The following is a 26,993-nucleotide window of genomic DNA, read 5'->3' on the forward strand; positions in this document are numbered from 1 at the left end:
GGGCAGGAAGGAGCCGAGGTGGGGGAGCAGAGGACACGGGCGGCCGGCCTCGGCCGGGACATCGGAGGGGGCCTGATCCCGCCCGACCTCACCGACGTCGACCTGCGGACATTGCGTGCCGCGGACGACCGGCAGCTGGTCGCGGCCGCGCTCCGGGTACTGACCTCGGCCCATCGCCTCCGGGAGGTCTGGTACTCCGGCAGCGATCCCGACAACGTGGCCGCGCCGCCTTCCGGGCGTTCGTTTTCGGCCGCCTGCGCACGGCCCTGCACGGGCGAGGACCCACGGGGATGACGTCGGTGACCCTGCCCGAGATCCTCACGGACCTCGCCGGCACCCGTCCCTCCCCCGACAGCACGGCGGCACTGCGTGCCGCGCTGCATGCCCGACGGCTCCTGATGCTGAAGGCCCTCCTCCTCCGGTACGAGCGGCAGCGCGGCGAGCTGCGGCCCGCGGCACGCCGGAGCTTCGAACGGGACTGGGCCCTGCTGGAGGAGGCCGAGCGGACGGACGCCGAGGCCGTCCGCGAGGTGATCGACTACCCCATGACCGGCACATGGCTGAGCGAAGCGCTCTCGGCACTGCCCGGCCCGCGCTTCGAGCAGCACCTGGGGCACCTCGGTGGACTGGCCGTCGCGGCAGCGGTCCGGGCCCGCTGCACCTTCGAGGTGACGCGCGTCGAACCCTCCGGCGCGCTGCATCTGCCCGGCCTCGGCACCCTGCGATGTCCCTCCGGACAGGTCCGGCTCACCGGCCGGGCCGGAACCGTACGCGTCACCGACGGCCCGGACGGAGACGAGCCGCTCGCCCTGACCGCCACGCCACGGCACCCCGAACCCGCCGACCCCGCCTCGGCCTGGGCGCCGTTGGTCGCGCTGAGCGGCGGCGCGGTCCTCGACGACCTGGATCCCTATCGGGTGCCGCCCGGCGGAATCGGCCCCGGCGCCCTGCGCGCGGCCGAGCGGTCCGGCGTCGGCCACCGCCACTGGAGCCGGCTCTGGCGCGAGGCGCACCTGCTGATCGCGGCGGCACACCCGGAGCGCGCCGCCGAGACGAGGTGGACGGTGCGTGCCGTGGTTCCGCTGGAGCACCCGGATCACCCCGACCCCCCGATCAGCGCGACACTCCGTGCCGCCCCGGGCGCGGTCCTCGCGGAGCCGCCCGGCGACGCGGGCGTCCTCGCCGACCTGCTGGTGCACGAGACCCACCACACCAAGCTGGCCGCACTCGGGGAGGCCGTCCCGCTCTTCCGGCCCGGCGGGGACACCCTGCACCGGGTGGGCTGGCGTCCCGACCCGCGGCCGGTGTCCGGGGTGCTCCAGGGCGCCTACGCGCATCTGGCGCTACTGGACCTGTGGTGGCGGGCGCGGGCCGGGCCGACAGTCCCCGCACCGTGGCGGCGGCACGCACAGAGCCGGTTCGAGGCCCACCGGGACGAGGTCGCCGAAGCCTTGTCCATACTGCGCGAATCCAGTGAACTGACCCTTGCCGGAAGGGAGTTCGTCCGGGGCATGGACCGGCATCTGGCCCGGCTCGGCGCACTGACCCGGCATCCGGCATGACGCCGGATACGGGGTCGGTTGCGTTACGTTATGCATGCGGTCGCCCAACGTGGGACGGCGGCGGGAACAGGGAGCGGTCATGGCGGAGCAGCGGCGGTCGGGCGGAGACGGTCCGGGGGCACCGGAACACTTTCTGGTGGTCTTCCCGGGGTACCACCGCTCCTGGGCGGCATGGATCGCGTACTGCCTGGAGCGCCAGGGCCACCGGACCACCCTGCAGCGCTGGGACCCGCCGCGCGTGGTTCCCCTGGAGGACGCCCTCGGCGATCTGCTGCTGTCCAGCGGCCGCGTCCTGCTGGTGCTCAACGACTGGTTCTTCGAACTGGGCCCCCGGCCCGCCGGGGAGTGGAACGACGTACTGCGCGGCTTCGTCGCCGCGCACGCCGAACGCTTCGCCGCCGTCAACCTGACCAACCGTCCGCTGCTGCCGGCCACGGCGGTGCTGGAGCCGGCCAGCCTGTGGGGGCTGAGCGAGGAGGCCGCCGAGGAGCGGCTGCTCGGCCGGCTCGCCCTGGAGCGCCGCCGCGTCCCGAAGGCGCTGCCCGGCCGGGTGCGCTACCCCGAGAACCGCTGCGACATCTGGGGCGAGGTCCCGCGCCGCAACCCGCGCTTCACCGGGCGCGACGACCTGCTCAACGAGATCCACCAGCGCCTCTCGGACGCCGAACAGGGAGCCTCCTCCTGCACGCTGCTCGGCATGTCGGGCATCGGCAAGACCCAGCTGGCCGCAGAGTACGCGCACCGCTTCAGCACCGACTACGACCTGGTGTGGTGGGTCAACTCGGACGACCGCAACATCCAGCGCGACCGCCTCGGCGAACTCGCCGTGGAACTCGGCCTGCGCATCGGCGGCGAGCCCGGCGAACGCATCCGTGCCGTGCGGGACGCCCTGCGGCGCGGCGAACCGTACGGCAACTGGCTGCTGGTCTTCGACGGCTGGGACGACACCGACGGGGTCAACGCCCTGCTGCCCCAGGGCACCGGGCATGTGCTCGTCACCTCCCGCAACCGCGCCTGGAGCGAGCACACCGACGTGGTGGAGGTCCCCACCTTCCTGCGTGCCGAGTCGACCGCCTATCTGCTGCGCCGCGCGCCGCACATCGCCGCGACGGAGGCGGACGAGGTCGCCGCCGAGTTCGGTGACGTGCCGCTGCCCCTGGTACAGGCCGCCTCCTGGCTCGGCGAGTCCGGCATGGAGGTGCCGGAGTACCTGCGCATGGTGCGTGAGCGCCGGCTGTCCACCGTCGACGAACCGGCCACCGGCGAGGGCTTCCCGCAGTCCTCGATGACCTCCTGGTCGATACTGCTCAACCGGCTGCGCCGGGCCCAGCCGCAGGCCATCGACGTGCTCAGCCTGTGCACGTCGTTCGCGCCCGGACGGATCCCGCTCGGCCTCATCCGGGCCTACCCGCGCGCCGAACTGCCCGAGGAACTGCGCTGGATGGCCACCGACCTGCCGGCCTGGACCCGGGCGCTGGACACCCTGGTCAACTACTCGGTGCTCACCCGGGAGACGCGCGGCCCGGCCGGCGCCGAGATGGGCCCGCACCAGGAGTCGGTGCACATGCACCGGCTCGTCCATGACATCGTCTCCAAGCTGACCAGCGAGGACAGCCGCACCCGCCACCGCCGGGCGGTGCGCACCCTGCTCGCCGAGGCCGACCCCGGCAACCCGGCGGACAGCCGGACCTGGCCCCGCTACGCCGAGCTGCTGCCGCACCTGGAGCCCTCCGGAGCGCTCGACAGCAACCAGCCCCGGGTGCAGGAGCTGCTCCTGAACTGCCTGCGGTACTGCGTGCGCAGCGGCGAGTACAACAGCGGTCTGGAACTGGTCCGCAAGATCCGGGACGCCTGGTCGCAGTTCATGGAACCGCTGGCCCAGCCCATGCTCGACCTGACCACCCAGCAGGGCAACATGCTGCGGGCCAGCGGCAGATTCCGGGACGCCTACGACCTGGACCACGCAGCCCTGGAGAAACTCCGGGCGGCCCCGCGGCCCAACCCGCTCGGCGAACTCGTCACCAGGAGCGCGATGGCGGCCAGCCTGCGCCACCTGGGGCGCTACCGGGAGGCGTACGACCTCCAGCAGGAGGTCCTCGACGGCAACGAGCGGCTTCTCGGCGCGGACGAGCCGCCCACCCTGGTGGCCCGGCACAACCTGGGGGTCGGCCTGCGCCTGCTCGGCCGCTACGCGGACGCGTACGACCTCGACCTGGACACCCTCTCCCGGCGCGAGAGCGTACTGCGCGCCCGCCACATCACCACCCTGAACTCGGGCAACGCGGTCACCCACGATCTGCGCCTGCTGGGCCGCTACCGCGATGCCCTGGTCCGTCAGGAGCCCGTCGTCCGGCTCCATGTGCAGGTGCTCGGACCGCAACATCCACAGACCCTGGAAGCCCGCGCCCAGCTGGCCATGTGCCGTCGCCGGGAGGGCAGCCAGTCGCAGGAGGTGGGGCCGTCGATGGCGACCCTGCTGGAGCAGCTGGAGCAGCTGCACGGCCGCGAGCACTACCGCACCCTGGCCTTCATCACCAACTACGGCAACTATCTGCGGGAGCACGGCGACCTCAGCCAGGCCCGGGACCTCATCGACGAGGCCGAGTCCGGCTACCGCTCCCTGCTCGGGCCGGCCCACCCCGTGGCCACCGGCATGCTCTCCAACACCGGTCTCGTCATGCAGGCCGCCGGCGAACGTGCCGAGGCGATGGCGATGTTCGAGTCGGCACTGGGCGGGCTCAGCGCCACGCTGGGCGCCGACCACCCCTGGGTGCTGGGCTGTGCGCTGAACGCCTCCAGCGCCCGGAACTTCAACGGCCGGATCGCCGACGCCGTCGAACTGAGCCGGGACACGCTGCGCAGGGCCCGGCACACCCTGGGCGACCAGCATCCCCTCACGCTGTCCTGCCAGGTGGCGCTCGCCGCGGACCTGCGGGCGGCGCGCGAGCACGAGGAGGCCGGGAAGCTGGAGGAGGACGGGCTGCTCGGGCTCACTCGTACCCTCGGCGCCCAGCACCCGCACACCATCTCCGCGCGCCAGCGGACGCGGCCCTACTGGGACTTCGAGGCGTACCTGGGCTGAAGCGCCCCGAAGGGGACGCGGGGAACGGCGCGGCCGGCCATGACGGACGCGCAGCCGTGAACGGACCGAATCAGCCCCCTGGGCAGACGAAGGGCCCGGTACCGAGCGGGAACTCGGTACCGGGCCCTGAGCGTCGGCTGAACCGCCGGAGGCCTACGCCTCGAACACCTCACGCACCAGCTGCTCCTGCTCGGCCTGGTGGCGCTTGGCGGAGCCCACCGCCGGGGACGAGCCGTGCGGACGCGAGATGCGGCGCAGGCGCTCGCCGTGCGGGACGTCCGGGCCGACCGCCAGGTCCAGGTGGTCGATCAGGTTGAGCGCGATGAACGGCCAGGCACCCTGGTTCGCCGGCTCCTCCTGCGTCCACAGGTACTTCTCGGCGTTCGGGTACTTGTTGACCTCCGCCTGGAGCTCCGCACCCGGCAGCGGGTACAGGCGCTCGATGCGGATGATCGCCGTGTCCGTGACACCGCGCTTGACCCGCTCGGCCTCCAGGTCGTAGTAGACCTTGCCGGCGCAGAAGACGACCTTGCGGACCGCGGCCGGGTCGGTGATCGACTCGTCGCCGATGACCGGGCGGAAGTGGCCGTTCGTGAACTCCTCCGCCTTCGAGGCCGCCGCCTTCAGGCGCAGCATCGACTTCGGGGTGAAGACGACCAGCGGCTTGTGGTGCGGGTTGTGCACCTGCCACCGCAGGAGGTGGAAGTAGTTCGACGGGAGCGTGGGCATGGCCACCGTCATGTTGTTCTGCGCGCACAGCTGGAGGAAGCGCTCCGGGCGGGCGGACGAGTGGTCCGGGCCCTGGCCCTCGTAGCCGTGCGGGAGCAGCAGAGTGACGCCGGACGTCTGGCTCCACTTCTGCTCGGCCGACGAGATGAACTCGTCCACGACCGTCTGCGCACCGTTGACGAAGTCGCCGAACTGCGCCTCCCACATCACCAGGGCGTCGGGACGGGCGAGCGAGTAGCCGTACTCGAAGCCCATGGCCGCGTACTCGGAGAGCAGGGAGTTGTAGACGTTCAGGCGCGCCTGGTCCTCGGAGAGGTACTGCAGCGGCGTGTACTCCTCGCCGGTGCTGCGGTCGATGAGGACCGCGTGGCGCTGGCCGAAGGTGCCGCGCTGGGAGTCCTGGCCCGCGAGGCGGACCGGAGTGCCCTCGAGCAGCAGCGAGCCGACGGCCAGGGTCTCGCCCATGCCCCAGTCGATCGTGCCGTCCTCGACCATGGCCGCCCGGCGCTGCAGCTGCGGCAGCAGACGCGGGTGGACGGTGATGTGGTCGGGGATGTTGACCTGGGACTCGGCGATCCGCTTGACGGCCTCCGCGGAGATCGCGGTCGGGACCGAGACCGGGAAGCCGTCCTGAGGCTCCTGGACGTCCCCGGCGGCCGGCTGCGAGGTGGCCTCGCGGACCTCGGTGAAGACCTTCTCCAGCTGGCCCTGGTAGTCCTGCAGCGCCTGCTCGGCCTCTTCCAGGGTGATGTCGCCGCGACCGATCAGGGACTCGGTGTAGAGCTTGCGCACCGAGCGCTTCTTGTCGATCAGGTCGTACATCAGCGGCTGGGTGAAGGCCGGGTTGTCCGACTCGTTGTGACCGCGGCGGCGGTAGCAGATGAGGTCGATCACCACGTCCTTGTTGAACGCCTGGCGGAACTCGAACGCCAGCCGCGCGACGCGGACGACGGCCTCGGGGTCGTCGCCGTTCACGTGGAAGATCGGGGCCTCGATCATGCGGGCCACGTCCGTCGCGTACATGGAGGAACGCGAGGACTCGGGGGCCGCGGTGAAGCCGACCTGGTTGTTGATGACGATGTGGACCGTGCCGCCGGTGCGGTAGCCGCGCAGCTGCGACATGTTCAGGGTCTCGGCCACCACGCCCTGGCCCGCGAAGGCCGCGTCGCCGTGGATCGCCACCGGCAGGACGGTGAAGTCCGTGCCGCCCTTGTTGATGATGTCCTGCTTGGCGCGGGCGACGCCCTCCAGGACCGGGTCGACGGCCTCCAGGTGCGAGGGGTTCGCGACCAGGCTGACCTTGATCTGCTCGCCGTCCAGGCCCGTGAAGGTGCCCTCGGCGCCCAGGTGGTACTTCACGTCGCCGGAGCCGTGCATCGACTTCGGGTCGAGGTTGCCCTCGAACTCGCGGAAGATCTGCGCGTACGACTTGCCGACGATGTTGGCGAGGATGTTCAGGCGGCCGCGGTGGGCCATGCCGATGATGACCTCGTCCAGGCGGGACTCGGCGGCGGAGTCGATGACCGCGTCCAGCAGCGGGATGACGGACTCGCCGCCCTCCAGGGAGAAGCGCTTCTGGCCGACGTACTTCGTCTGCAGGAAGGTCTCGAAGGCCTCGGCGGCGTTCAGACGGCGCAGGATGCGCAGCTGCTCCTCGCGCTCCGGCTTGGAGTGCGGACGCTCGACGCGGTCCTGGATCCACTTGCGTTGCTTGGGGTCCTGGATGTGCATGAACTCGATGCCGGTGGTGCGGCAGTACGAGTCGCGCAGCACGCCGAGGATGTCGCGCAGCTTCATCATCGACTTGCCGGCGAAGCCGCCGACGGCGAACTCGCGCTCCAGGTCCCAGAGCGTGAGGCCGTGCTCGACGATGTCGAGGTCGGGGTGCTTGCGCTGGCGGTACTCCAGCGGGTCGGTGTCGGCCATGACGTGGCCGCGTACCCGGTAGGAGTGGATCAGCTCGAAGACGCGGGCGGCCTTGGTGACGTCGTCGTCGTGCGAGGCGTCGATGTCCTTGAGCCAGCGGACCGGCTCGTAGGGGATGCGCAGCGCCTCGAAGATCTCGTCGTAGAAGCCGTTCTCGCCCAGCAGCAGGTTCGCGACCTGGCGCAGGAACTCGCCGGAGGCGGCGCCCTGGATCACCCGGTGGTCGTAGGTCGACGTGAGCGTCATGACCTTCGAGATGCCGAGCTTGTTCAGGGTGTCCTGGCTGGTGCCCTGGAACTCGGCCGGGTAGTCCATGGAGCCGACGCCCATGATCACCGACTGGCCGGGCATCAGACGCGGCACGGAGTGGACGGTGCCGAGGCCGCCGGGGTTGGTCAGGGAGACCGTGACACCGGTGAAGTCGTCCATCGTCAGCTTGCCGTCACGGGCGCGGCGGACGATGTCCTCGTAGGCCTGCCAGAACTCGAAGAAGTTCAGCGTCTCGGCCTTCTTGATGGCCGCGACGACCAGCTGGCGGTCGCCGTTGGGCTTCACCAGGTCGATGGCCAGGCCCAGGTTGACGTGGGCCGGCTTGACGAGGGTCGGCTTGCCGTCCTTCTCGCCGAACGCGTAGTTCATCGCCGGCATGGCCTTGATGGCCTGCACCATCGCGAAGCCGATCAGGTGCGTGAAGGAGATCTTCCCGCCCCGGGCGCGCTTCAGGTGGTTGTTGATGACGATGCGGTTGTCGAACAGCAGCTTCACCGGGACCGCGCGGACCGAGGTGGCCGTCGGCAGCTCCAGCGAGGCGTTCATGTTCTTCGCCACGGCGGCGGCCGGGCCGCGCAGCGTGACCAGCTCGGGGCCCTCCGGGGCCGCGGCGGCGGGAGCGGCCTTGGCCGTCGGCTGAGCGGGCGCCTGTGCGGGCTGCGCCGGCTTGGCCGGGACGGGGGCCGGGGCCTGCGCCGCCGGTGCGGGGGCCGGAGCCGCGGCGGGCTTCGGTGCAACGGGCGCGGGAGCGGGCGCGGCCGGGGCCGCAGGCGCGCTCGGGGCCTGGGGAGCCGTGGCAGTGCCTGCGGCCCCCGCGGCCGCAGTACCCGCCGGAGCCGAGGCGGCAGGAGCGCCCGGCTTGTAGTCGGCGAAGAAGTCCCACCAGGCACGGTCTACCGAATTCGGGTCCTGGAGGTACTGCTGATAGATCTCGTCGACGAGCCACTCGTTGGGACCGAACGCAGCAGCGGGGTTCTTCCCGGCTTGGTCGTCGGTCGTGGTGGCACCTCCCGCACGCAGGGTGGGGGAGCTCGAGTTACTGGGGGACTGTGGCGACACGGCGGCAACCGCCCTCTTCCGCTTCACAAGGTGATGGACAGCGGAAATAAAGGCTACGCCCCCAAGACGGTGAAGGTCAGGTCGGGCCCGTTCATCGTCGCGTAAGTCACACCGGAAATCTTGTTTCAGGGCTTGATATGGCGGGAAACAAGCGAGGTTCCGGAGGCGTACGAGGGTGTGCGGCATCACCGAGCGGGGCCCTGCGCGGCTGACTGCGACACGCGTCCCGGGCCTGTCCCTGATCACACGTGTCCGACTGCGCGGACGTGCGTGGATCTTGTGGCTCCGCTTCGGACTTTACGTCAACTTGAAGACGAAGTCAGTCCCGGAAGAGTGACGATGATCCTGCATCCACGGTCGGATTCGGCCACTCCGATCCGGCCGCCGTGCAGATCCACCGCCCATCGGGCGATCGCGAGGCCGAGGCCGGTGCCGCCGTCACTGCCCGGACCGTGCGGCCGGGTCACCGCACCGCGGTTGAACCGCTCGAACACCCGGTGCCACTCCGACCTGGGAATGCCGGGCCCCTCGTCCAGGACCTCCAGCTCCAGCGAGTCCGCCTGCGGCCCGCGCCGCGCCTTCACGGTCACCCGGCCGTGCGGCGGGCTGTGCTTGACCGCGTTGTCGATCAGGTTGGCGACGACCTGATGGATGCGTTCGGGGTCCGCGTGCGCGGTCAGCTCCGGCGGGGAGACATCGAGGTGCAGGTGTACGTCCGTACGCGTGTGGCTTCCTGAGCCGGAGGCGATGCCCGCGCGCGCGGAGGCGACCATGTTGGCCTCCTTCAGCACGCCCGAGAGGTACGGCCACACCTCGAAGCGGCGCAGCTTCAGCGGCACGACGCCGTTGTCCAGCCGGGAGAGATCCAGCAGGGTCTCCACGAGGCGGCCGAGGCGTTCGGTCTGCTTGAGGGCCGTGCGCATGGTCTCCGGGTCGGCCTCGGTGACCCCGTCGACGATGTTCTCCAGCACCGCGCGCAGGCCCGCGATCGGGGTGCGCAGCTCGTGCGAGACGTTCGCCACCAGCTCCTTGCGCTGGCGGTCCTGCGCCTCCAGCTCGTCGGCCATGACGTTGATCGTCTGGGCCAGGTCGCCCAGCTCGTCGCGGCGGTTCTCGCGCACCCGGCGCGTGTAGTCGCCCTGCGCTATGGAGCGGGCCACCGCGTTCATCTCGTCCAGCGGCGCGGTGAGCGAATGGGCCACGAACTGCGTTATCAGCAGTGTGGCGATCATCGAGAAGACCGTGATGAAGCGCAGCTCCGTCTTGGTGTGCACCGCGATCATCGACAGACCGGTGGTGATCAGTACCGAGATGACGACCAGCGCCCCCAGCTTGGTCTTGATCGAGAACGGGCGTACGCCACCCCAGGGGTCCTCCCCGGGGCTCCTCCGCGCGGCCTCCCGCCCGTCGCTCATGGCGTCGGTGTCTCCAGCGCGTACCCGACGCCGTGCACCGTGCGGATCCGCTCGGCGCCGATCTTCCGGCGCAGCGCCTTGATGTGGCTGTCGACGGTCCGGGTGCCGGAGGCGTCCGCCCAGTCCCACACCTCGGCCAGCAGCTGCTCCCGGGAGAGCACCGCGCGCGGCGTGTTCGCCAGGCACACGAGCAGGTCGAACTCGGTCGGCGTGAGGTGGACGTCCTCGGACTTCACCCGCACCCGGCGCTGGGCGTGGTCGATCTCCAGCTCGCCGAGGCGCAGGATGCCCGAGCGGGGCGTGGAGGCAGCCACGGCCGCCCGCTCCACGCGGCGCAGCAGGACGTGCACCCGCGCGGCCAGCTCCCGCATGGAGAACGGCTTGGTCATGTAGTCGTCGGCGCCGACCCCGAGCCCGACCAGCATGTCGGTCTCGTCGTCCCGCGCGGTGAGCATCAGCACCGGCACCGGGCGCTGGGCCTGCACACGACGGCAGACCTCCAGGCCGTCGAAGCCGGGCAGCATGATGTCGAGGATCAGCAGGTCGGGCTGCCAGGCCTCGGCCGTGTCGACGGCGGCAGGACCGTCGGACGCGGTCTGTACGAGAAATCCCTCCGCACGCAGCCGGGCCGCGATGGCGTCGACGATCGTGGGGTCGTCCTCGACGACCAGCACCCGGCGCTGTGTGCCTTGGGTGTTCGTGGCCGCGCCGCTCTGGGAGGTGTGTGTCTGCTCCATCGCCCGCCCCTGTTGCTTTCCGGAACCAGTGGGGTGATCCCATGACTGCGATTGACGCTTGAATGATCCGCGTCAGGGCAGCACATTACGGGGACACACCGCGCTGTCGCTATCCAGGGCGGACGGCAAGGTGTACAGCGTCCGGAACGCCCCGGGCAACGGGGACCTCTTCGGTACGCACCTGACGGAACCCGGCATTCCGCATGGTTCCTTCAAATTCCGGAGAGGGCTCGGCCGACCATACCGCCAGCACCCCGCCCGGTCTCAACAACCTTGCGCAGGCGGCGAGTCCGGCCGGTGCGTAGAGGCCGTCGTTGTCCTCGGTGACGGTCCAGCCGGGGCCGTTGTCGATGTCGAGACACAGGGCGTCGAACGTGTCCGATGTCTCATTGACGTAAGTAACAAGATCAGCTTCGACGATCTCGGTGCGCGGGTCCGCGAGCGCGCCGGCGGAGAGCGCGGACAGCGGTCCGTCCCGGTGCCAGTCGATGACGGCGGATTCCCGCTCGACCACCGTGATCCGCCCCCATCTGCGATCCGCCGCGGCGTGTGCGAGCGAGAAGCCCACCCCCAGCCCGCCGATCAGCACGTCCGGCGCCGGGCGCCCGTCCAGGGCGTCGTGGGCGGCATCCACCAGCAGTCGCTCCGAGCGGCCGTCGGAGGTGTCCATCAGGAAGCAGCCATTGGCGATGATCTGCAGCAGCGCGCCGTGTCTGCGCAGCACCACCTCGCCGTAGGGGCCTTCGCGACGGTCCAGGACCACGGGGGAGTCGGAGTCGTAGCCGGCAGTCATACGCCCATCCTGCTGGAACGAGGCGTTGCGGTCATGGGAATTGACCGGAAACCGGCGGGTGGCGAGGACGGGCGGGCCGCCCGCTGCAGCCCGCCTTCGGTGCGGGTGCTGTCCGGGGGCGGTTGCGCGGGTGCGCAGGGGCGGGGTGGGGGCTGGGTGTGGTTTACCTGTTCGGGGGCGTGGGGGCGTGCGGACATGTGGGCGTCCGGGTGAGGGGACGCGGGTTTGTCGGGGCGCTGGGGTGCCGGGAATGTCGGGGTGTTGCGGCGCGGGGACGCCGGGGTGCCGGGACGTCGGGGCGCGAAGATGTCGCGACGGGCTCGACGAGTCCTGGGCGGGTGCCGCCGAGGAGGTGACTCCCGCGCCCGGCTTCCACACCCTGTGGACGGGCTGCCCCGGAAGCCAAGTCCCGTCCCGCCGCGCCCAGGCCTTCGTCGGGTCCGAGTCGCGCACGCGGCGGAGGCGACACCGCTGCGGTCCCGACCCCGGCCGGAGGCGGACGCATCCGATGCCTCTGAGGTTGCTGTGAATCCGCTCTCGCGTGGCGTCGGTCATAGACAGCGGCTTCATGAACACCAAGGGTGGGGCGCGTCGGAAGGAGTGCCTCACCGTGGAACGGACCGTGACCGGCCCCGCGACGGCCGCGTCCCCGCCCCTGGGCACGCCTCTTCCCGTCGACCCCCTGCCGGACGTCGCCGGACTGCTCGACGGGGTCCCGCGCCAGCGCGAGCTGCCCGCCCCGATGGCCGCCCCGGCCCCGACCGCCGCTCCGGCCCCCTCGAAGGCTCCGGCCCGCTCGAAGGCTCTCGCCCCCTCACGGGCTCCGGCCGCGGCTCGCCCCTCCTTCCGCCCGTGGCACTTCCTGCCCACCCCCACCGGCACCCCGTTCACCTTCGCCTACGCGGTCGTCCTCGCCGTCACCTCGCTCGTGGCGGCCCGGACCGATCCCGCGGTGATGCACGCGCTGTACCAGGGCTCCAGCACGGACGTCGCCCACCTGGTGCGCACGCCGGTGCTGGTGCTGCTGACGAGCGCGCTGTGGATCGCGGGCGGGATCGTGTCGCCGTACGCGGCCGCGTTCGTGCTGGTGCTCACCGGGCTGGAGCGGCGGATAGGCGGCGCCCGGGCGGCCTGCGTGTTCCTGACGGGCCACGTTCTGGCCACCCTCGCGACGGAGGTCCCCGTGGGCCTCGCGGTCCTGTTCGGCCACCTCCCGGACACTTCACTGCACCGCCTCGACTACGGCATCAGCTTCGGCGTCGCCGCCAGCATCGGATCCCTTGCCGGCCTGCTCCGGCCCTGGGTTCGCTGGCCCCTGCTCACCCTGGTCGCGGGCAAGCTCGTGAACGACCTGATCGCCTTCCGGGACCCGATGACCAACTGGGGCCACCTGATCGCCCTCACACTCGGCATCGCGAGCTGGCCGTTGGTGCGACGCCGGCAGCGATCGCCGGTTTCCGTGTGACCGGACCGCCCGCCAGACCGAGGCTGTGAAGACCCGGCGCCCGAGTGGGGGCGTTGGTTGCGGTCGTGTGACCTGCGTAGGCAGGAATGTTCGACCGGCATGCGCAATGCGACGGGTGACCTGACGGCCGTCTCGCGCATCGACGACTGCTTCGAATGGTGAGCGCGCGAAGGGCTGTTGCTGTTCACCTGCTGACGGTGCCGCTGCTCGGGTCGGCGGCGTGCAGCTCCGGCGACACGAAGGAATCGGCCGACAGCACGCTGGAGACCTGCGAAAACTGCTTGGCACTTCCCTTCCCCGTTCGGGCGAGAAAACCGATGTCTACGACACCGAGACCCTCACCCCCGTCAACTCCGATGTGAAACTGCATCGGGTGCAGGACGCCAAAGGGGTCACCCGGTACGGCGTGCACGTCAGGTGCGGGATCCCGGGTGCCAGGCCGGGGCGGGAGACGAGGACATCGCCGGCCGGCGTGCTGTCCGGCACCCTCACCAGGGGGACGTCGGCCCGCGACCACGAGAAGTACCTCCTGCGGTCCGCCGGGTGATGGCCCTTGCTCCCGAGCGCGTCAACAGGCCGACCGTTCCCGCGGAGCCGTCGGCTCCTTGATGCCCGCGGTCGGGATGGAGCGAGACGCGGGCCTGTACGGCCCGCTACGGGTGATCGCTGAGAGCGAACAGGGCTGGGGAACAATCATGGGCTCACGTGCATTGAGTCGGCATAGCTCAAGTTGACTGCCTAAGGGGAGATCATGGCTGCTGAGTCCACGGCGTTCACGCTCGTGTTGCCCGTGCTGCCGCTCGACGACGAGGTCGTGCTGCCCGGGATGGTGGTTCCGCTGGACCTGAGCGACGCCGAGGTGCGGGCCGCGGTGGAGGCCGCGCAGGCCGCCGCCCGGTCGGAGCCCGGGAAGCCCAGGGTGCTGCTGGTGCCGCGCATCGACGGCACGTATGCCAAGACCGGTGTGCTGGGCACGGTCGAGCAGGTGGGCCGGCTGGCCGACGGCGACCCGGGGGCCCTGATCCGCGGGCGTGGCCGGGTCCGGATCGGTGCCGGGACGACGGGTCCGGGCGCTGCGCTGTGGGTCGAGGGTGCACGGCTCGACGAGACCGTGCCCGATCCGCAGCCGGGCCACATCGCCGAACTCGTCAAGGAGTACAAGGCGCTCGCCACGAGCTGGCTGAAGAAGCGCGGCGCTTGGCAGGTCGTGGACCGCGTCCAGGCCATCGACGACGTCTCCGCGCTCGCCGACAACTCCGGTTACTCACCCTTCCTGACCATCGAGCAGAAGGTCGAACTGCTCGAGACCGCCGACCCGGTGGCCCGCCTCAAGCTCGCCACGCAGCAGCTGCGCGACCACCTCGCCGAGCAGGATGTGGCCGAGACCATCGCCAAGGACGTCCAGGAAGGCGTCGACAAGCAGCAGCGCGAGTTTCTGCTGAGGCGTCAGCTGGAGGCCGTCCGCAAGGAACTGCGCGAGCTGAACGGCGAGCAGGACGGCGAGGAGTCCGACGACTACCGCGCCCGTGTCGAGGCCGCCGACCTGCCGGAGAAGGTCCGCGAGGCCGCCCTCAAGGAGGTCGACAAGCTGGAGCGGTCCTCCGACCAGTCGCCCGAGGGTTCGTGGATCCGCACCTGGCTTGACACGGTTCTGGAGATGCCGTGGAACGAGCGGACCGAGGACGCGTACGACATCCAGGGCGCCAAGGCGGTCCTGGACGCCGAGCACGCGGGCCTGGAGGACGTCAAGGAGCGCATCACCGAGTACCTCGCCGTGCGCAAGCGGCGCGGTGAGCGCGGCCTCGGCGTGATCGGCGGGCGGCGCGGCGGTGCCGTGCTCGCGCTCGTCGGCCCTCCCGGCGTCGGCAAGACCAGTCTCGGCGAGTCCGTCGCGCACGCCATGGGACGCAAGTTCGTCCGCGTCGCCCTCGGCGGCGTCCGGGACGAGGCGGAGATCCGCGGCCACCGGCGTACCTACGTCGGCGCACTGCCCGGCCGTGTCGTCCGCGCCGTCAAGGAGGCCGGGTCCATGAACCCGGTGGTCCTGCTGGACGAGATCGACAAGGTGGGTTCGGACTTCCGCGGCGACCCGGCCGCCGCCCTGCTGGAGGTGCTGGACCCGGCGCAGAACCACACCTTCCGGGACCACTACCTGGAGGTCGAACTCGACCTGTCCGACGTGGTCTTCCTCGCCACCGCCAACGTCCTGGAGGCCATCCCGGAGGCGCTCGCCGACCGCATGGAGATCGTCCGCCTGGACGGCTACACCGAGGACGAGAAGGTCGTCATCGCCCGTGACCATCTGCTCCCGCGCCAGTTGGAGCGGGCCGGCCTGGACAAGGACGAGGTCACGATCGACGAGGGCGCGTTGCGCAAGCTCGCCGGCGAGTACACCCGCGAGGCGGGCGTGCGCACCCTGGAGCGGTCCATCGCGCGGCTGCTGCGCAAGGTCACGGCCCAGCACGAACTCGGCGAGCGGCAGCTGCCGCTCACCGTCCGGGACGAGGATCTGCGCGGTCTGATAGGGCGTCCGCACCACGTGCCCGAGTCCGCTCAGGACCCGGCCGAGCGCCGTACGTCCGTCCCGGGCGTGGCGACCGGCCTCGCGGTCACCGGAGCCGGCGGCGACGTCCTGTTCGTCGAGGCATCCCTGGCCGACCCGGAGACGGGCGCGGCGGGCCTGAGCCTGACCGGTCAGCTGGGCGACGTGATGAAGGAGTCGGCGCAGATCGCGCTGAGCTTCCTGCGCAGCCACGGCGCCGAACTGGAGCTGCCGGTGGCCGACCTGAAGGACCGGGGTGTGCACATCCACTTCCCGGCGGGCGCGGTCCCGAAGGACGGTCCGAGCGCGGGCATCACGATGACCACGGCCCTCGCCTCCCTGCTCTCCGGCCGTCTGGTCCGCACGGACGTGGCGATGACCGGCGAGGTCTCGTTGACCGGCCGGGTGCTGCCCATCGGCGGTGTGAAGCAGAAGCTGCTCGCCGCCCACCGCGCCGGCGTGACCACCGTGATCATCCCCAGGCGCAACGAGCCCGACCTGGACGACGTCCCGGCCGAGGTGCTGGACAAGCTCGACGTGCACACCGTGACCGATGTCCGCCAGGTCCTGGAACTGGCGCTCGCGCCCGCCACGAGCGACGCGGCGCCGGAGGTTCCCGTGGCGGCGTGACGCGGTGTCCGTGGCGGGCTTCGCCCCCGGCACGGGATGCGCAGGGCCCGGGTCCCCTGAGGGGGCCCGGGCCTTCGCCGTGCCCGAGAGCAGGCACGTATATGGATCAAATGGATAGAATTCAGGCGTGAGTGGGCAGATGGTGAAACCTTCCGGCCCGATCGGGACGGAGATCGCCGGCTACCGGGTGGAGCGCGAGCTGGGCCGGGGTGGCATGGCCGTCGTGTACTGCGCCAAGGACCTGCGCCTCGGCCGTACGGTCGCCCTGAAACTGCTCGCCCCCGAGTACACCCGCAACGACGCCTTCCGCCGCCGCTTCACCCAGGAGTCACGGGTGGCCGCCGCCATCGAGCACCCGCACATCGTGCCCGTCTTCGAGGCCGGCGAGACCGACGGGATCCTGTACATCGCCATGTGCTACGTCACCGGGCAGGACCTGCGCGCCCTGCTCGACCACGAGGGCCCGCTGGCCGTGCCGGCCGCGCTGCGCATCGCCGCCCAGCTGGCGTCCGCGCTCGACGCGGCCCACGAGCACGATCTGGTGCACCGGGACGTCAAGCCCGGCAACGTCCTGGTCGCCAAGGGCGTCGACAGCGACCACCCCGAGCACGTCTACCTCACCGACTTCGGGCTGGCGAAGAAGTCCCTGTCGCTCACCGGGTTCACCACCGCGGGCGAGTTCGTGGGCACCCTCGACTACGTGGCACCGGAGCGGGTCGCGGGCCGTCCCGTGGACGGCAGGTCCGACCTCTACAGCCTGGCCTGTCTCGTCTACGAGACCCTCGCGGGCGCCCCGCCCTTCCGGCGGGAGGACGACCTCGAACTGCTGTGGGCGCACCAGTACGACCCGCCGCCCCTTCTGAGCACGGAACGTCCCGGGATTCCGCCGGCCGCCGACGACGTCCTGAACAAGGCCCTGGCCAAGGCCCCGGACGACCGGTACGGCACCTGCCTGGAGTTCGTCGCGGCCCTGCGCGCGGCCGTCGCCGGCTCCGCTCCGCGCGGCCGTACGCCCACGCTGGTGGATTCCCACGTGGCCGGAACGCTCCCCGCCGCCCCCGAACCGGTGCCCGACCCGACCGATCCGGTGCCCGATCCGATGCCGGACCCGCCCGAGTGGGCCGACCCGCCCGAGTGGGCCGACCCGCCCGGGTGGGCCGGTCCGGTCCTCGGCGGGCCCGCCCCGGAGCGGCCGTGACCCGCCGCCCGCGCCCGGTCAGCCGGCCGGGAGCGGCGGGGTGAGCGACTGCTCCGCCCACACGGTCTTGCCCACCCGGTCGTGACGGGTGCCCCAGCGCTTGGCGAGCTGCGCCACCAGGAGGAGGCCCCGGCCGCCCTCGTCGAAGATCCGGGCGCGCCGCATGTGCGGGGTCGTGCCGCTGGAGTCGTAGACCTCGCAGATCAGGGTGGAGCCCTGGTGGATGAGACGGAGCTGGATGGGGGGCCGGCCGTAGCGGATGGCGTTGGTGACCAGCTCGCTGACCATCAGCTCGGTGGCGAAGGCGGCCTCGTCCAGCCCCCACGCGCTCAGCTGGTCGTTGGTGTGCCTACGGGCCCGGGCCACGACAGTGGGCTCGCTGTCCAGTTCCCAGGCGGCGACCCGGTCGGCGTGCAGCGCCCGGGTGCGGGCGACGAGCAGGGCGATGTCGTCCTCGGGGCGGTGGCTCAGCAGTTCGGTGAGCACCCGGTCGCACATCGAGTCCAGCGTCGGCGCGGGGCGGCCGAGCGCGGCGAACAGCTTGTCCAGCGCCTCGTCGATGTCGTGCTCGCGGGCTTCGAGCAGCCCGTCGGTGTAAAGGGTGAGCAGGCTGCCCTCCGGCAGCTCGGTCTCGAAGGCCTCGAAGGGCAGTCCGCCGAGCCCCAGCGGCGGACCGGCGGGTACGTCGAGAAAGCGGACGGTGCCGTCCGGGGTGACCACGGCGGGCGGCGGATGGCCGGCCCGGGCGAGCGTGCACCGGCGCGAGACCGGGTCGTAGACCGCGTACAGACAGGTGGTGCCGATGCCCCCTACGGCCTCGGCGGCCGGGTCGGCGCTGCCCTCGTCGGCGGCCAGCCGAAGGACGAGGTCGTCCAGATGGGTGAGCAGCTCGTCGGCGGGCAGGTCGACGTCGGCGAGCGTGCGCACCGCGGTGCGCAGCCGGCCCATGGTGGCGGAGGCGCGGATGCCGTGGCCGACGACATCGCCGACGACCAGGGCGACCCGCGCCCCGGACAGCGGGATCACGTCGAACCAGTCCCCGCCCACGCCGGCCCGGGTGGCCGCGGGCAGATACCGGGTGGCGATCTCGAGGGCCGCCTGGTCGGGCAGGGTGTGCGGGAGCAGGCTGCGCTGCAGGGACATGGTGGTGGTGCGGGCCCGGGAGTACCGGCGGGAGCCGTGCAGGCCGGTGGCGGCGCCGGCCGTGAGTTCCTCGGCGAGCCGCAGATCCTCCGGACCGAACCGCTCGGCGCGCCGGTGGCGGCCGAACAGGGCCACTCCGAGCATGTTGCCCTCGGCGAGCACGGGCACCACCATCAGCGAGTGCGTGCCGTACGCGTGCAGCCACGCGCCCGCCGGGTCCACCGCCGCCCACCCGGTGATGACCGGGTCCGAGGCGTCGTACAGGACGGAGTTGCCGGAGGCCAGGCAGTCCGCGGGAGGCGACCCCGGCTCGTAGGCGATCGCCTGGCCCACCCGGGCACCGGACGCGCGCTCGTCGCCGTTCGGTACGACTCGCACGGCGGCGCGGCGCAGGATCACCGGGCCGACCGAGGCGTCGGAGACGGCGGCCTGGTTCTGCGGGGAGTCGAGCAGATCCACGGCCATGAAGTCCGCGAGCCGGGGGACGGTGGAGTCGGCCAGTTCCTGGGCGGCGTGCCCGAGGCCGGGGGAGGTGCCGCCGTGCGCACCGGTCCCGCCCGGGGTGCCCGGCCGGACGGCCGGGCCCGGGGGGCGCCGGTGGGCGGCGAGGCAGACGGCGCGCACCCTGCCGTTCCCGTCCTTGAGCGGGGTGAGGACGGTGGGCCGGCCGAGGTCAGGGGCGAGGCCGTACTCGGCCTCCTGCGGCTCGCCGGTCTCCAGCACCCGGCGCATCGTCCGGTCGGCCTCGTCGCTCCCGGGACCGGGCGCGATGTGCGTCAGGTGCAGCCCGCGCATCGCCGCCTCGGGCAGGGACAGCGCGCGTTCCAGACGGCGGTTGGCGCGCATCAGGCGCAGCTCGGTGTCGAAGATCGCCAGTGGGAAGGGGGACTGGATGAACGTCCACTCCTCCAGGGGTTCGCCCCGGGGCGGCTGCGGCCGGTCCGCCACGGCCGCCACCACGAGCCAGTCGGTGGCACCGGTGTCCAGGGTCCGGCGATGGGCGAGCAGTCCCAGTTCCAGGCGCCGGCCGTCGTGGTGCCGCAGGGGCACGGTGCCGTTCCACCGGTTCCGCCCGGCAAGGGTCCGCCGCGCCGAGCCGGCCTCGGCGGCGAGCAGGGTACCGGCAGGCCGTCCGACGACCGCCGAGGCCTCGTAGCCGAGCAGTCGCTGGGCGCCCTCGCTCCAGCCGGTCAGGATGCCCTGCTCATCGATGGTGGCCGTGGCCGTGTACGTCGACTGTCGCTCCATCGCCGCTCATCTCGCCCTTGCTCGGCAGGCTCTCCTGACCAGCATGATCCCGGGCGGCGCGGAGCACCAACGCAGCGCCACGGCGGCCGCCCGGCAGGGAACGGCCGCCGCGCACCCCGGACGGGCCCTAGCCGTTGGCCAGCGCCTGCACCCGGTCCAGCGCACCGTTGAACTTGTCGTGGTCCCCGACGGTCGGGCCCGAGGAGGTGTACTGCCACATCGTGTAGTACGACCATCCCGCCGGCAGCGTCCCGGGGTCCGAGGCGTAGCGGGCGATCCACAGCGGATTGGTCACGGCGAAACCGCCGTGGTTGCCGGTGCACTGGGTCCACCAGCTGGTGGCCGTGTAGATCACGGCGTCCCGGCCCGTGCGCGCCTTGTAGGTGTTCAGGAAGTCGGCGATCCAGCTGACCATCGCACCGGTCGACTTGCCGTAGCAGGCGGCGCCGTACGGGTTCCACTCGATGTCGAGCGCGCCGGGCAGGGTCCTGCCGTCCCGGGACCAGCCGCCCCCGTGGTCGACGAAGTAGTTGGCCTGGGTGGCGCCGCTCGTGGTGTCCGGGGTCGCGAAGTGGTACGCGCCGCGGATCATGCCGACGTTGTACGAGCCGTTGTACTGCTGGGCGAAGTAGGGATTCGTGTAGTAGGTGCCCTCGGTCGCCTTCGTGTAGGCCCAGCGGACGCCGCTGCTCCACAGGGTGCTCCAGGCGACGTTGCCCTGGTGGCCGGAGACGTCGACGCCCTCGGTCTGGGTGGCGTCACCGGTCCTCGGGGTGCCGTTCTGCCCGTCGTGGGCGAGGACTCCCATGCCGAGGTACGCGGAACCGCGGCCGGGCACGGTCGCGGCCCGGGCGGTGGCGAGGGGAAGGGAGAGGGAGAGCGCCGCGAGCAGGGCCGTGAGGAGGACGGCGAGGGGACGCGGGCGGAGGGTACCGGGTCTGAGCACGGGCATGACGTGCCTCCGAGGAGTGGGGTGGGGGGACCGCGGAAGACTTTTGGGCGTGGGCATGCCATTGATTGCCTGATAAAGAAGCTACGCACGTAGATGACGGCGTGGGAAGGGGGTCCGGGGGCTGCCGTTGGTCTACGCCTGCGAAATACTTACGGAGCTGCGGCTATCACGGCGTTGGGCAGAAACTTTCAGGACAGCGAAACCGAGCAGGGGTGCTGACGTGCACGAGGACGGAAACAGCGACGGACATCGGGTCACCGGTCAGGTGACGCCGAGTGGTGCGGACCAGGAATTCCTGGCGCTGGAACGCGAGTTGACCGTGCTGCTCAGGCGCGCCCGGGCCAACCAGGGCGAGATGGCCCGCGAGGTCCACCCCGACCTGGAGTCCGCCGCGTACGGCCTGCTCATCCGCCTCGACGAACTCGGCGGCCAGCGTGCCACCGAACTCGCCGCCTACATCGGCGTCGGCAAGGCCACCATGTCCCGGCAGCTGCGTGCCCTGGAGGAGCTGGGCCTGGTCGCCCGCGAGCCCGACCCGGCCGACGGCCGCGCCTGGCTGGTGACCGTGACCGACGAGGGCCGCGGGCGTGTCGGCAAGGTCCGCGAGGCCCGCCGCGCCCGCTATGTCAGCCAGCTCGCCCACTGGGACCGCCGCGAGGTGGCCGAACTCGCCCGGCTGCTGCACCAGCTCAACGGGGTCATGGAGAAGTAGGCCGCACCTCTCGGCAGCCCCGGAGCCCCGGAGCCCTGGAGCCCGGGAGCGCGGGGGCAAGGGGGGTGCGGGAGCCCGGAAGCCCAGGCGCCTCACAACTCCACGTACACCACCGTCGCGTCGTCGTGCGTCTTGCTGCGGCCGAGGTACGCCCGCTCCTCCCGGTCCGCCGACTCCCGTTCCCGCACCCGGTCGACCAGGGCGCGCGCGCCCTCCTTGGCGACCAGGTCGAAAAGGGCCGTCCAGTCGCCCTCGTGGAACTTCTCCGTCCAGCGGGTCGCGCCGTCCGTCAGTGCGGCCAGGGCGCGGACCTCGTGCCGCGGAAGAGTGCCGGCGACCGCGCGGGAGGCGACCGAGGGGTCGGCGGCGGCCGTGAAGAAGCCGCCCTCCTTGTTGCGCAGACGGGCGTCGATCAGGGCGTCGGTGGCCAGGGCCGAGCGGGGCAGACGGACGAGCCGGTCGTCCAGGACCGGGGTGACCGTGCCGTCGGGGGACTGCAGGAGCAGCGCGGAGTCGGACAGGACCAGGTACTCCACGGTGTCGGCGGACCAGCGGGTCAGGACCACCGTCGCCTGGGGGGTTCGCGGGTGAGAAAGCTCACAGGTGTGCGCGTGGGCCTCGGCGGTCCGGCCGATCGCCCGCGAGAGAATCTCCGGGAGCGTCAGATCTCGGTCGGAAACGGTCAGTTCGGTCAGTGCCCCGCCGAGCCGTGCGGTGAACCAGGGGACGGAATGCAGACACCCCGTCCCGTCCCTCGGCGGCGTCACTCCGTCCAGCAAGATCACACAACCTCCCTGACCGGACGCGGGTAGTCCGACCCCGGCGAAGTCCTCGTTGGGGCGGGTCGTGTCGCCGGGTTCCGAAACGAGATCAGTTCGCATTCGGCCAGTCTGCACGAGCCCTTCACGGCCTTCGCCAAAGGCTGGCAAGCATCGCCGAATCGGCACCGCGCCGCAGGTCAGGCGCCTGGTTTGAGAGTAAATGGCGCACTCCGGGAAGGTGTGGTGGCGAATAGTGCCAAAGCCTGCCGCGCACGTCCAACCGGCCCGCCGCGCAGGCGTGCTGCACGCGCCAGAGGAACTTGCCCGCCAACTCCCCTCCGATGTTCACTCCTTCGGGTGGCGGGTCAGGTGATGCGGGACCACTGCCCACCGGCGCTGGGAGGGTCGGGGACCGTACGAACCGGGTGTACGCACACCACTGGGTACCGAGACGACGGGGCGCCACCCGGGCCCTCGGGTAGACGATTTCAGGATTGCGAGCACCGGTGCAGATGAAGCGGCCTCGGCGCACAGGCAGGCAGACGGCCCCCGAGGGGGTCGCCGAGCAGACCCCGGTGGGCAGCGGCCGCCCCACCCATGTGCGCACCCGGCTGATCGTCGCCGTGGCCGTGGTGGCCGCCGCCATAGCCGGAGCGGGAGCACCCGCGCTGCTCACCGCCTCCCAGGACCTCAGCGACTCCCAGGACCTGGTGACCCGGGCCTCCCGGACCCAGGACGCGCTCGCGCTCGCCCACTCGCTCGCCGACGAACGCGACGAGGTCACCTCCTACATCGCCGCGGGCCGCCCCAAGGCCAAGGCGCCCTCCGAGCAGCGCAGCGCCCGCGTGGACCGCCAGGTCGAGGATCTACGGGCCGACACCGACAGCCCGGCCTCGCTGCGCACCGACCTCGACGGCATCGCGGCCGTCCGCCGCGCCGCCCTCACCGGCAAGACGAACGCGCTGCAGACCCACCAGGCGTACTCGGCCACCATCGGCGAACTCCACCGGCTCGCCGACGACCTGGCCGAGCGGCTGCCCCCGCGGGCCGGCTCCGGAGTCCACTCCCTCGCCGGACTGGACTCCGCCGTCCAGCAGTCCGCTGCCGCCCGCGGCCTGCTGCTGGCCGCGCTCAACATCCCGTCCACCACCGAGACGGTGATCAACCCCGCCACCGGTCTGTCCACCACGACCACCACCACGACCGACGCGGACCGCACACAGCGCGACGCGCTCACCGCCGCCGCCCAGCAGGCCCGCCTGCGCGCCGACGCGGCCCTCGCCGACTTCCGGGAGACCGCGCCCAAGGCGGCCGTCGACTCGTACGACTCCACGGTCACCGGACCCGAGGTCAACTCCGCCGAGAAGTACCTGGCCGCCCTCACCGACCAGCCGGTGTTCAGCGGCAGCGAGCCGGCCACCAGCACCAAGAAGCTGGACGCGGCGCTGTCCGCCCGCGTCGACCTGATGCGGGGCACGGAGGCGGCCCTCTACGACCACCGCACCAAGGACCTCGAGAAGCTCCGGGACGACGACGTCACGGCCCTGGAGATCCGCATCGCCGTCCTCGGCGCCCTGATACTCCTCGCCGTGGGCATCTCCACCGCGATGGCCCGCTCCCTCACCCGCCCGCTCTCGGTGCTGCGCCGCGGCTCGGCCCGGCTGGCCGGGGCCGAGGACCCCGCGGCCCAGGAACCGGTCACCTTCACCGGCCGCAACGACGAGTTCGCCCAGGTCGTCCGCTCGGTCAACGCCCTGCACGCGCACGCGGTCGCCCTGCACGAGCGGGTGGCCACGCTGGAGACCGACCGCAAGCACCTGGTGGGCCAGCGGCAGAAGATGGCCGACGCCCGCGAGGAACTGCGCGCCGAACTCGCCGAGTCCGCGGCCCAGCTGGACCGGCTGCGCGCCAGCATCGGCGGCACGTTCGTCAATCTCGCCCTGCGCACCCTGGGCCTGGTCGAACGCCAACTGGCCGTCATCGAGGGCCTGGAGGAGCGCGAGCAGGACCCCGAGCGGCTCGCCACCCTCTTCAAGCTCGACCACTTCGCCACGGTCATGCGCCGTCACAGCGAGAACCTCCTGGTCCTCGCCGGCACCGAGCACGTCCAGCCGCACCACGGCCCGGTCCCGCTGGTCGACGTGGTCCGCGCGGCGGTCAGCGAGATCGAGCGCTACGAACGCGTCCGTATCGCGGCCCTGCCCCCGCACGCTCACCTGGCGGGCTTCGTGGCCGACGACCTCTCCCACCTCCTCGCCGAACTCATGGAGAACGCCACCTCGTTCTCCCCGCCCGACCTGCCCGTGGAGGTCTCCGGCTGGCTGCTGGAGTCGGGCGAGGTCATGCTGTCGGTCCAGGACGAGGGCATCGGCATGGTCACCGACCGCCTCGACCGCCTCAACTCCCGCCTCGCCGACTTCGACCCGGAGTCGCCGTACGACCAGGAGGGCGAGGAGGGCCTCGGCCTCGGCCTGTACGTCGTGGCCCGACTGGCTCACCGGCACGGCGTCCGCGTCCAGCTGCGCGAGCAGAAGCAGGGCGGGGTGGCGGCGGTCGTCGTCCTGCCCCAGTCCCTGCTCGCCGAGGCTCCCGCGGTGGCGGTCCCGCCCGCGGCCACGCCCTCGGACACCACCCAGACCTTCTCCCTGCCCGGCGCCGACGCCGAGGTCAACTCCAACGTCCTGCACGCCCGCACGAAGGACACCGACCCGCTGGTGGCCCTCGCGGAGCGGGTGCTGGGGGAGGCCTCCGGCGGTCCGGCACAGGAGCCCGAGCCGCAGCACGAGAGCGCGGTGGCGACCGAGCCGCGATCCGAGGAGGTACGGGGAGACGCGCCGGCAGTCGCGGAATCGCCGTCCGAGACCACCATGGAGCTGCTGCTCCCGGAGGTCACGACGGATCCCGTGGCCCCCGGCGGCGGGGAAGCGGCCGGGAACGAAGACGCCGAAGGCGAAGCCGCGGCGGTGACCAGCAAGGGCCTGCCCAAGCGCACTCCCAAGATCACCTCGCCCGCGGCACCGCCTCGCCAGCGCAGCGCGGGCGTGGACGCCGAGGCCCTGCGCCGAAGGCTCGGCGGCTTCCGCCAGGGAGCACAGGCCGGCTACAGGGACGTAGAGGCAGAGCTCGCAGAACGTACCGAAGAAGCCACGGGGGGCACAGTCGAGGAGGCAAGCAGTTGACCGCGCCCAGTACCTTCGGACTGAGCAGTGAGGCCCGCAACCTGCACTGGCTGCTGACCAATCTGGTCGAGGAAGTCCCCGGCATACAGTCCGTCGCAGTCGTCTCCTCCGACGGCCTGCTCCTGCTCTCCTCCGACCCCGAGCGCACGGCCGAGGCCCGTCGCAAGCGGCCGGCGAAGGGCCCCCGAGGCTCCTCCGCCGACCTCGCGACCATCGTCTCCGGCATCGGCAGCCTCACCGTCGGCGCCGCCAGGCTGATGGAGTTCGGCGGGGTCAAGCACACAATGATCGCGATGGAGGAGGGCAGCCTGTTCGTGATGTCGATCAGCGACGGCTCGCTGCTCGGTGTGCACGGCTCCGCCGAGTGCGACATGAGCGTGGTGGCGTACCACATGGCGCTCTTCGTCGGCCGCGCCGGCCATGTCCTGACCCCCGAACTCCGCAGTGAGCTGCGCAAATCCCTGGAAGCCGAGTCCACGGGGAGCACCCGATGAGCGGCCTTGCGAAGAAGCGGCAGCTCCCGGTCCGCGGCGGGGACCGCAAACCCGCCCGGGTCCGCCCCTACTCGCTCACCGGCGGCCGTACCCGCTTCGGCCACGTCCTCCTCGTGGAGACGTTCGTGGGAAGCACCGCCGGCACGGCGGCCCTCGAAGCCGCCGCGGAGCGCAAGGAACTGACGGGGAGCACCGCCCGTGCCCTTGGCGGCGGGGCCGGCTCCCTCTCCAGCCGGGTGATGCCGGAGATGCGGGCCATAGTCGAACTGTGCCGCCGGATGCGCACGGTGGCCGAGATAGCCGCGCTGCTGAGGATGCCGCTCGGCGTGGTCCGCGTTCTGCTGAGCGATCTCGCGGACCAGGGAAAGATCCGTGTGTACGGCACCGGCACCGGTCACGGCACCGGCCGCCCGGACCGCGCGCTGCTGGAAAGGGTGCTGAGTGGACTCCGCCGTCTCTGACGCCACCGGCGTCGCCCCCCTCGTCGCCGGGTTCAGTGAGCCCGACGAGGATCTGAAGGCCTGGCAGCAGGACCGCACCCGGGCCCCCATAGCCACCAAGATCGTGGTGGCGGGCGGCTTCGGCGTCGGAAAGACCACGCTGGTCACGACCGTCTCGGAGATCACGCCGCTGCAGACCGAGGCGCTGATGACCGAGGCGAGCGAGGGCACCGACGACCTGGCCGACACACCGGGCAAGCTGACCACCACGGTGGCCATGGACTTCGGCCGCCTCACGCTCGACGACGATCTGGTGCTCTACCTGTTCGGCACGCCGGGCCAGCAGCGGTTCTGGTTCATGTGGGACGACCTGGTGCGCGGCGCGATCGGCGCCGTCGTCCTGGCCGACACCCGCCGGCTGAAGGACTGCTTCCCCGCACTGGACTATTTCGAGAGCTGCGGACTGCCGTACGTCGTCGCGGTCAACCACTTCGACGGCAGCGAGCTGTTCGAGCCGGAGGACGTGCGCGAGGCGCTCACGATCCCCGCGTACATCCCTGTGATGATCATGGACGCGCGGCGCCGGATCTCGGTGATCGAGACCCTCCTGGCCCTGGTGGGCCACGCGCTGGACGAAACCCCCGAGTAGTCCCGAT

19 protein-coding genes are annotated in these 26,993 nt (G+C 71.7%); 12 read left to right on the plus strand and 7 right to left on the minus strand.

Annotation, left to right across the window (positions count from 1 at the left end; translation table 11 throughout):
• Positions 1-18: 18 nt before the first annotated feature.
• From ACIRU3_RS37915 to fxsT, 3 genes are all read left to right on the plus strand, one after another.
• A complete protein-coding gene (locus ACIRU3_RS37915) occupies positions 19-294 on the plus strand; it encodes a hypothetical protein (protein ID WP_404066621.1) in 276 nt (91 codons plus the stop codon).
• The gene (locus tag ACIRU3_RS37920) at positions 291-1,562 is read left to right on the plus strand and encodes an aKG-HExxH-type peptide beta-hydroxylase (protein ID WP_404066623.1); all 1,272 of its coding nucleotides are present in this window, start codon (positions 291-293) and stop codon (positions 1,560-1,562) included. The genes ACIRU3_RS37915 and ACIRU3_RS37920 overlap by 4 nt, the downstream gene beginning before the upstream one ends.
• A gap of 79 nt (positions 1,563-1,641) precedes the next feature.
• Positions 1,642-4,644, plus strand: coding sequence for an FxSxx-COOH system tetratricopeptide repeat protein (gene fxsT, locus ACIRU3_RS37925; protein ID WP_404066626.1), 3,003 nt, complete (start codon positions 1,642-1,644; stop codon positions 4,642-4,644).
• A 153-nt stretch (positions 4,645-4,797) separates the two neighbouring features.
• Here fxsT and ACIRU3_RS37930 read toward each other — a convergent pair whose 3' ends face one another.
• The 4 genes from ACIRU3_RS37930 to ACIRU3_RS37945 all read right to left on the minus strand — a co-directional run bounded on the left by ACIRU3_RS37930 (position 4,798) and on the right by ACIRU3_RS37945 (position 11,573).
• Positions 4,798-8,628 (minus strand): multifunctional oxoglutarate decarboxylase/oxoglutarate dehydrogenase thiamine pyrophosphate-binding subunit/dihydrolipoyllysine-residue succinyltransferase subunit, encoded by a 3,831-nt coding sequence (locus tag ACIRU3_RS37930; protein WP_404066628.1) that lies wholly within the window; start codon positions 8,626-8,628, stop codon positions 4,798-4,800.
• Positions 8,629-8,930: 302 nt separating this feature from the next.
• The gene (locus ACIRU3_RS37935; RefSeq protein WP_404066631.1) at positions 8,931-10,043 is read right to left on the minus strand and encodes an ATP-binding protein; all 1,113 of its coding nucleotides are present in this window, start codon (positions 10,041-10,043) and stop codon (positions 8,931-8,933) included.
• Positions 10,040-10,780, minus strand: coding sequence for a response regulator transcription factor (locus ACIRU3_RS37940; RefSeq protein WP_404066634.1), 741 nt, complete (start codon positions 10,778-10,780; stop codon positions 10,040-10,042). The genes ACIRU3_RS37935 and ACIRU3_RS37940 overlap by 4 nt, the downstream gene beginning before the upstream one ends.
• A gap of 109 nt (positions 10,781-10,889) precedes the next feature.
• Entirely contained in the window at positions 10,890-11,573 is a 684-nt protein-coding gene (locus ACIRU3_RS37945) for a spermidine synthase (protein WP_404066637.1), read from the minus strand.
• A gap of 610 nt (positions 11,574-12,183) precedes the next feature.
• Here ACIRU3_RS37945 and ACIRU3_RS37950 point away from each other — a divergent pair.
• From ACIRU3_RS37950 to ACIRU3_RS37965, 4 genes are all read left to right on the plus strand, one after another.
• On the plus strand, positions 12,184-13,038 hold the full coding sequence (locus tag ACIRU3_RS37950; RefSeq protein WP_404066639.1) for a rhomboid-like protein: 855 nt from the start codon (positions 12,184-12,186) through the stop codon (positions 13,036-13,038).
• A gap of 373 nt (positions 13,039-13,411) precedes the next feature.
• Entirely contained in the window at positions 13,412-13,585 is a 174-nt protein-coding gene (locus ACIRU3_RS37955) for a hypothetical protein (protein ID WP_404066642.1), read from the plus strand.
• A gap of 204 nt (positions 13,586-13,789) precedes the next feature.
• Positions 13,790-16,210 (plus strand): endopeptidase La, encoded by a 2,421-nt coding sequence (gene lon, locus ACIRU3_RS37960; RefSeq protein ID WP_404066645.1) that lies wholly within the window; start codon positions 13,790-13,792, stop codon positions 16,208-16,210.
• A gap of 139 nt (positions 16,211-16,349) precedes the next feature.
• Entirely contained in the window at positions 16,350-17,408 is a 1,059-nt protein-coding gene (locus ACIRU3_RS37965) for a serine/threonine-protein kinase (RefSeq protein WP_404066756.1), read from the plus strand.
• Between the two features lie 18 nt (positions 17,409-17,426).
• Here ACIRU3_RS37965 and ACIRU3_RS37970 read toward each other — a convergent pair whose 3' ends face one another.
• Positions 17,427-19,799 carry a SpoIIE family protein phosphatase gene (locus ACIRU3_RS37970; protein WP_404066649.1) on the minus strand — a complete coding sequence of 791 codons (2,373 nt, stop codon included), beginning with the start codon at positions 19,797-19,799 and terminating at the stop codon, positions 17,427-17,429.
• Positions 19,800-19,926: 127 nt separating this feature from the next.
• A complete protein-coding gene (locus ACIRU3_RS37975; protein ID WP_404066652.1) occupies positions 19,927-20,751 on the minus strand; it encodes a lysozyme in 825 nt (274 codons plus the stop codon).
• Positions 20,752-20,971: 220 nt separating this feature from the next.
• On the opposite strand from ACIRU3_RS37975, the gene ACIRU3_RS37980 reads away from it, so the two are divergent.
• On the plus strand, positions 20,972-21,463 hold the full coding sequence (locus ACIRU3_RS37980) for a MarR family winged helix-turn-helix transcriptional regulator (protein ID WP_404066655.1): 492 nt from the start codon (positions 20,972-20,974) through the stop codon (positions 21,461-21,463).
• A gap of 92 nt (positions 21,464-21,555) precedes the next feature.
• Here the strand turns inward: ACIRU3_RS37980 and ACIRU3_RS37985 are convergent, their stop codons facing one another.
• The gene (locus ACIRU3_RS37985; RefSeq protein WP_404066658.1) at positions 21,556-22,344 is read right to left on the minus strand and encodes a protein phosphatase 2C domain-containing protein; all 789 of its coding nucleotides are present in this window, start codon (positions 22,342-22,344) and stop codon (positions 21,556-21,558) included.
• A gap of 386 nt (positions 22,345-22,730) precedes the next feature.
• Between ACIRU3_RS37985 and ACIRU3_RS37990 the strand changes: the two genes are divergently transcribed.
• The 4 genes from ACIRU3_RS37990 to ACIRU3_RS38005 are packed head-to-tail and all read left to right on the plus strand — an operon-like array spanning position 22,731 to position 26,986.
• Positions 22,731-25,403 carry a nitrate- and nitrite sensing domain-containing protein gene (locus tag ACIRU3_RS37990; RefSeq protein ID WP_404066660.1) on the plus strand — a complete coding sequence of 891 codons (2,673 nt, stop codon included), beginning with the start codon at positions 22,731-22,733 and terminating at the stop codon, positions 25,401-25,403.
• Complete coding sequence (locus ACIRU3_RS37995; RefSeq protein WP_404066663.1) at positions 25,400-25,897, plus strand: roadblock/LC7 domain-containing protein; 498 nt, start codon at positions 25,400-25,402, stop codon at positions 25,895-25,897. Before ACIRU3_RS37990 ends, ACIRU3_RS37995 begins: the two co-directional genes overlap by 4 nt.
• Complete coding sequence (locus ACIRU3_RS38000; RefSeq protein WP_404066665.1) at positions 25,894-26,358, plus strand: DUF742 domain-containing protein; 465 nt, start codon at positions 25,894-25,896, stop codon at positions 26,356-26,358. The genes ACIRU3_RS37995 and ACIRU3_RS38000 overlap by 4 nt, the downstream gene beginning before the upstream one ends.
• Positions 26,339-26,986 carry a GTP-binding protein gene (locus ACIRU3_RS38005; protein WP_404066667.1) on the plus strand — a complete coding sequence of 216 codons (648 nt, stop codon included), beginning with the start codon at positions 26,339-26,341 and terminating at the stop codon, positions 26,984-26,986. The genes ACIRU3_RS38000 and ACIRU3_RS38005 overlap by 20 nt, the downstream gene beginning before the upstream one ends.
• Positions 26,987-26,993: the final 7 nt, after the last annotated feature.

Origin of the sequence: Streptomyces sp. NPDC101151 (genome assembly GCF_044768335.1) — a bacterium.
Classification (GTDB): Bacteria; Actinomycetota; Actinomycetes; order Streptomycetales; family Streptomycetaceae; genus Streptomyces.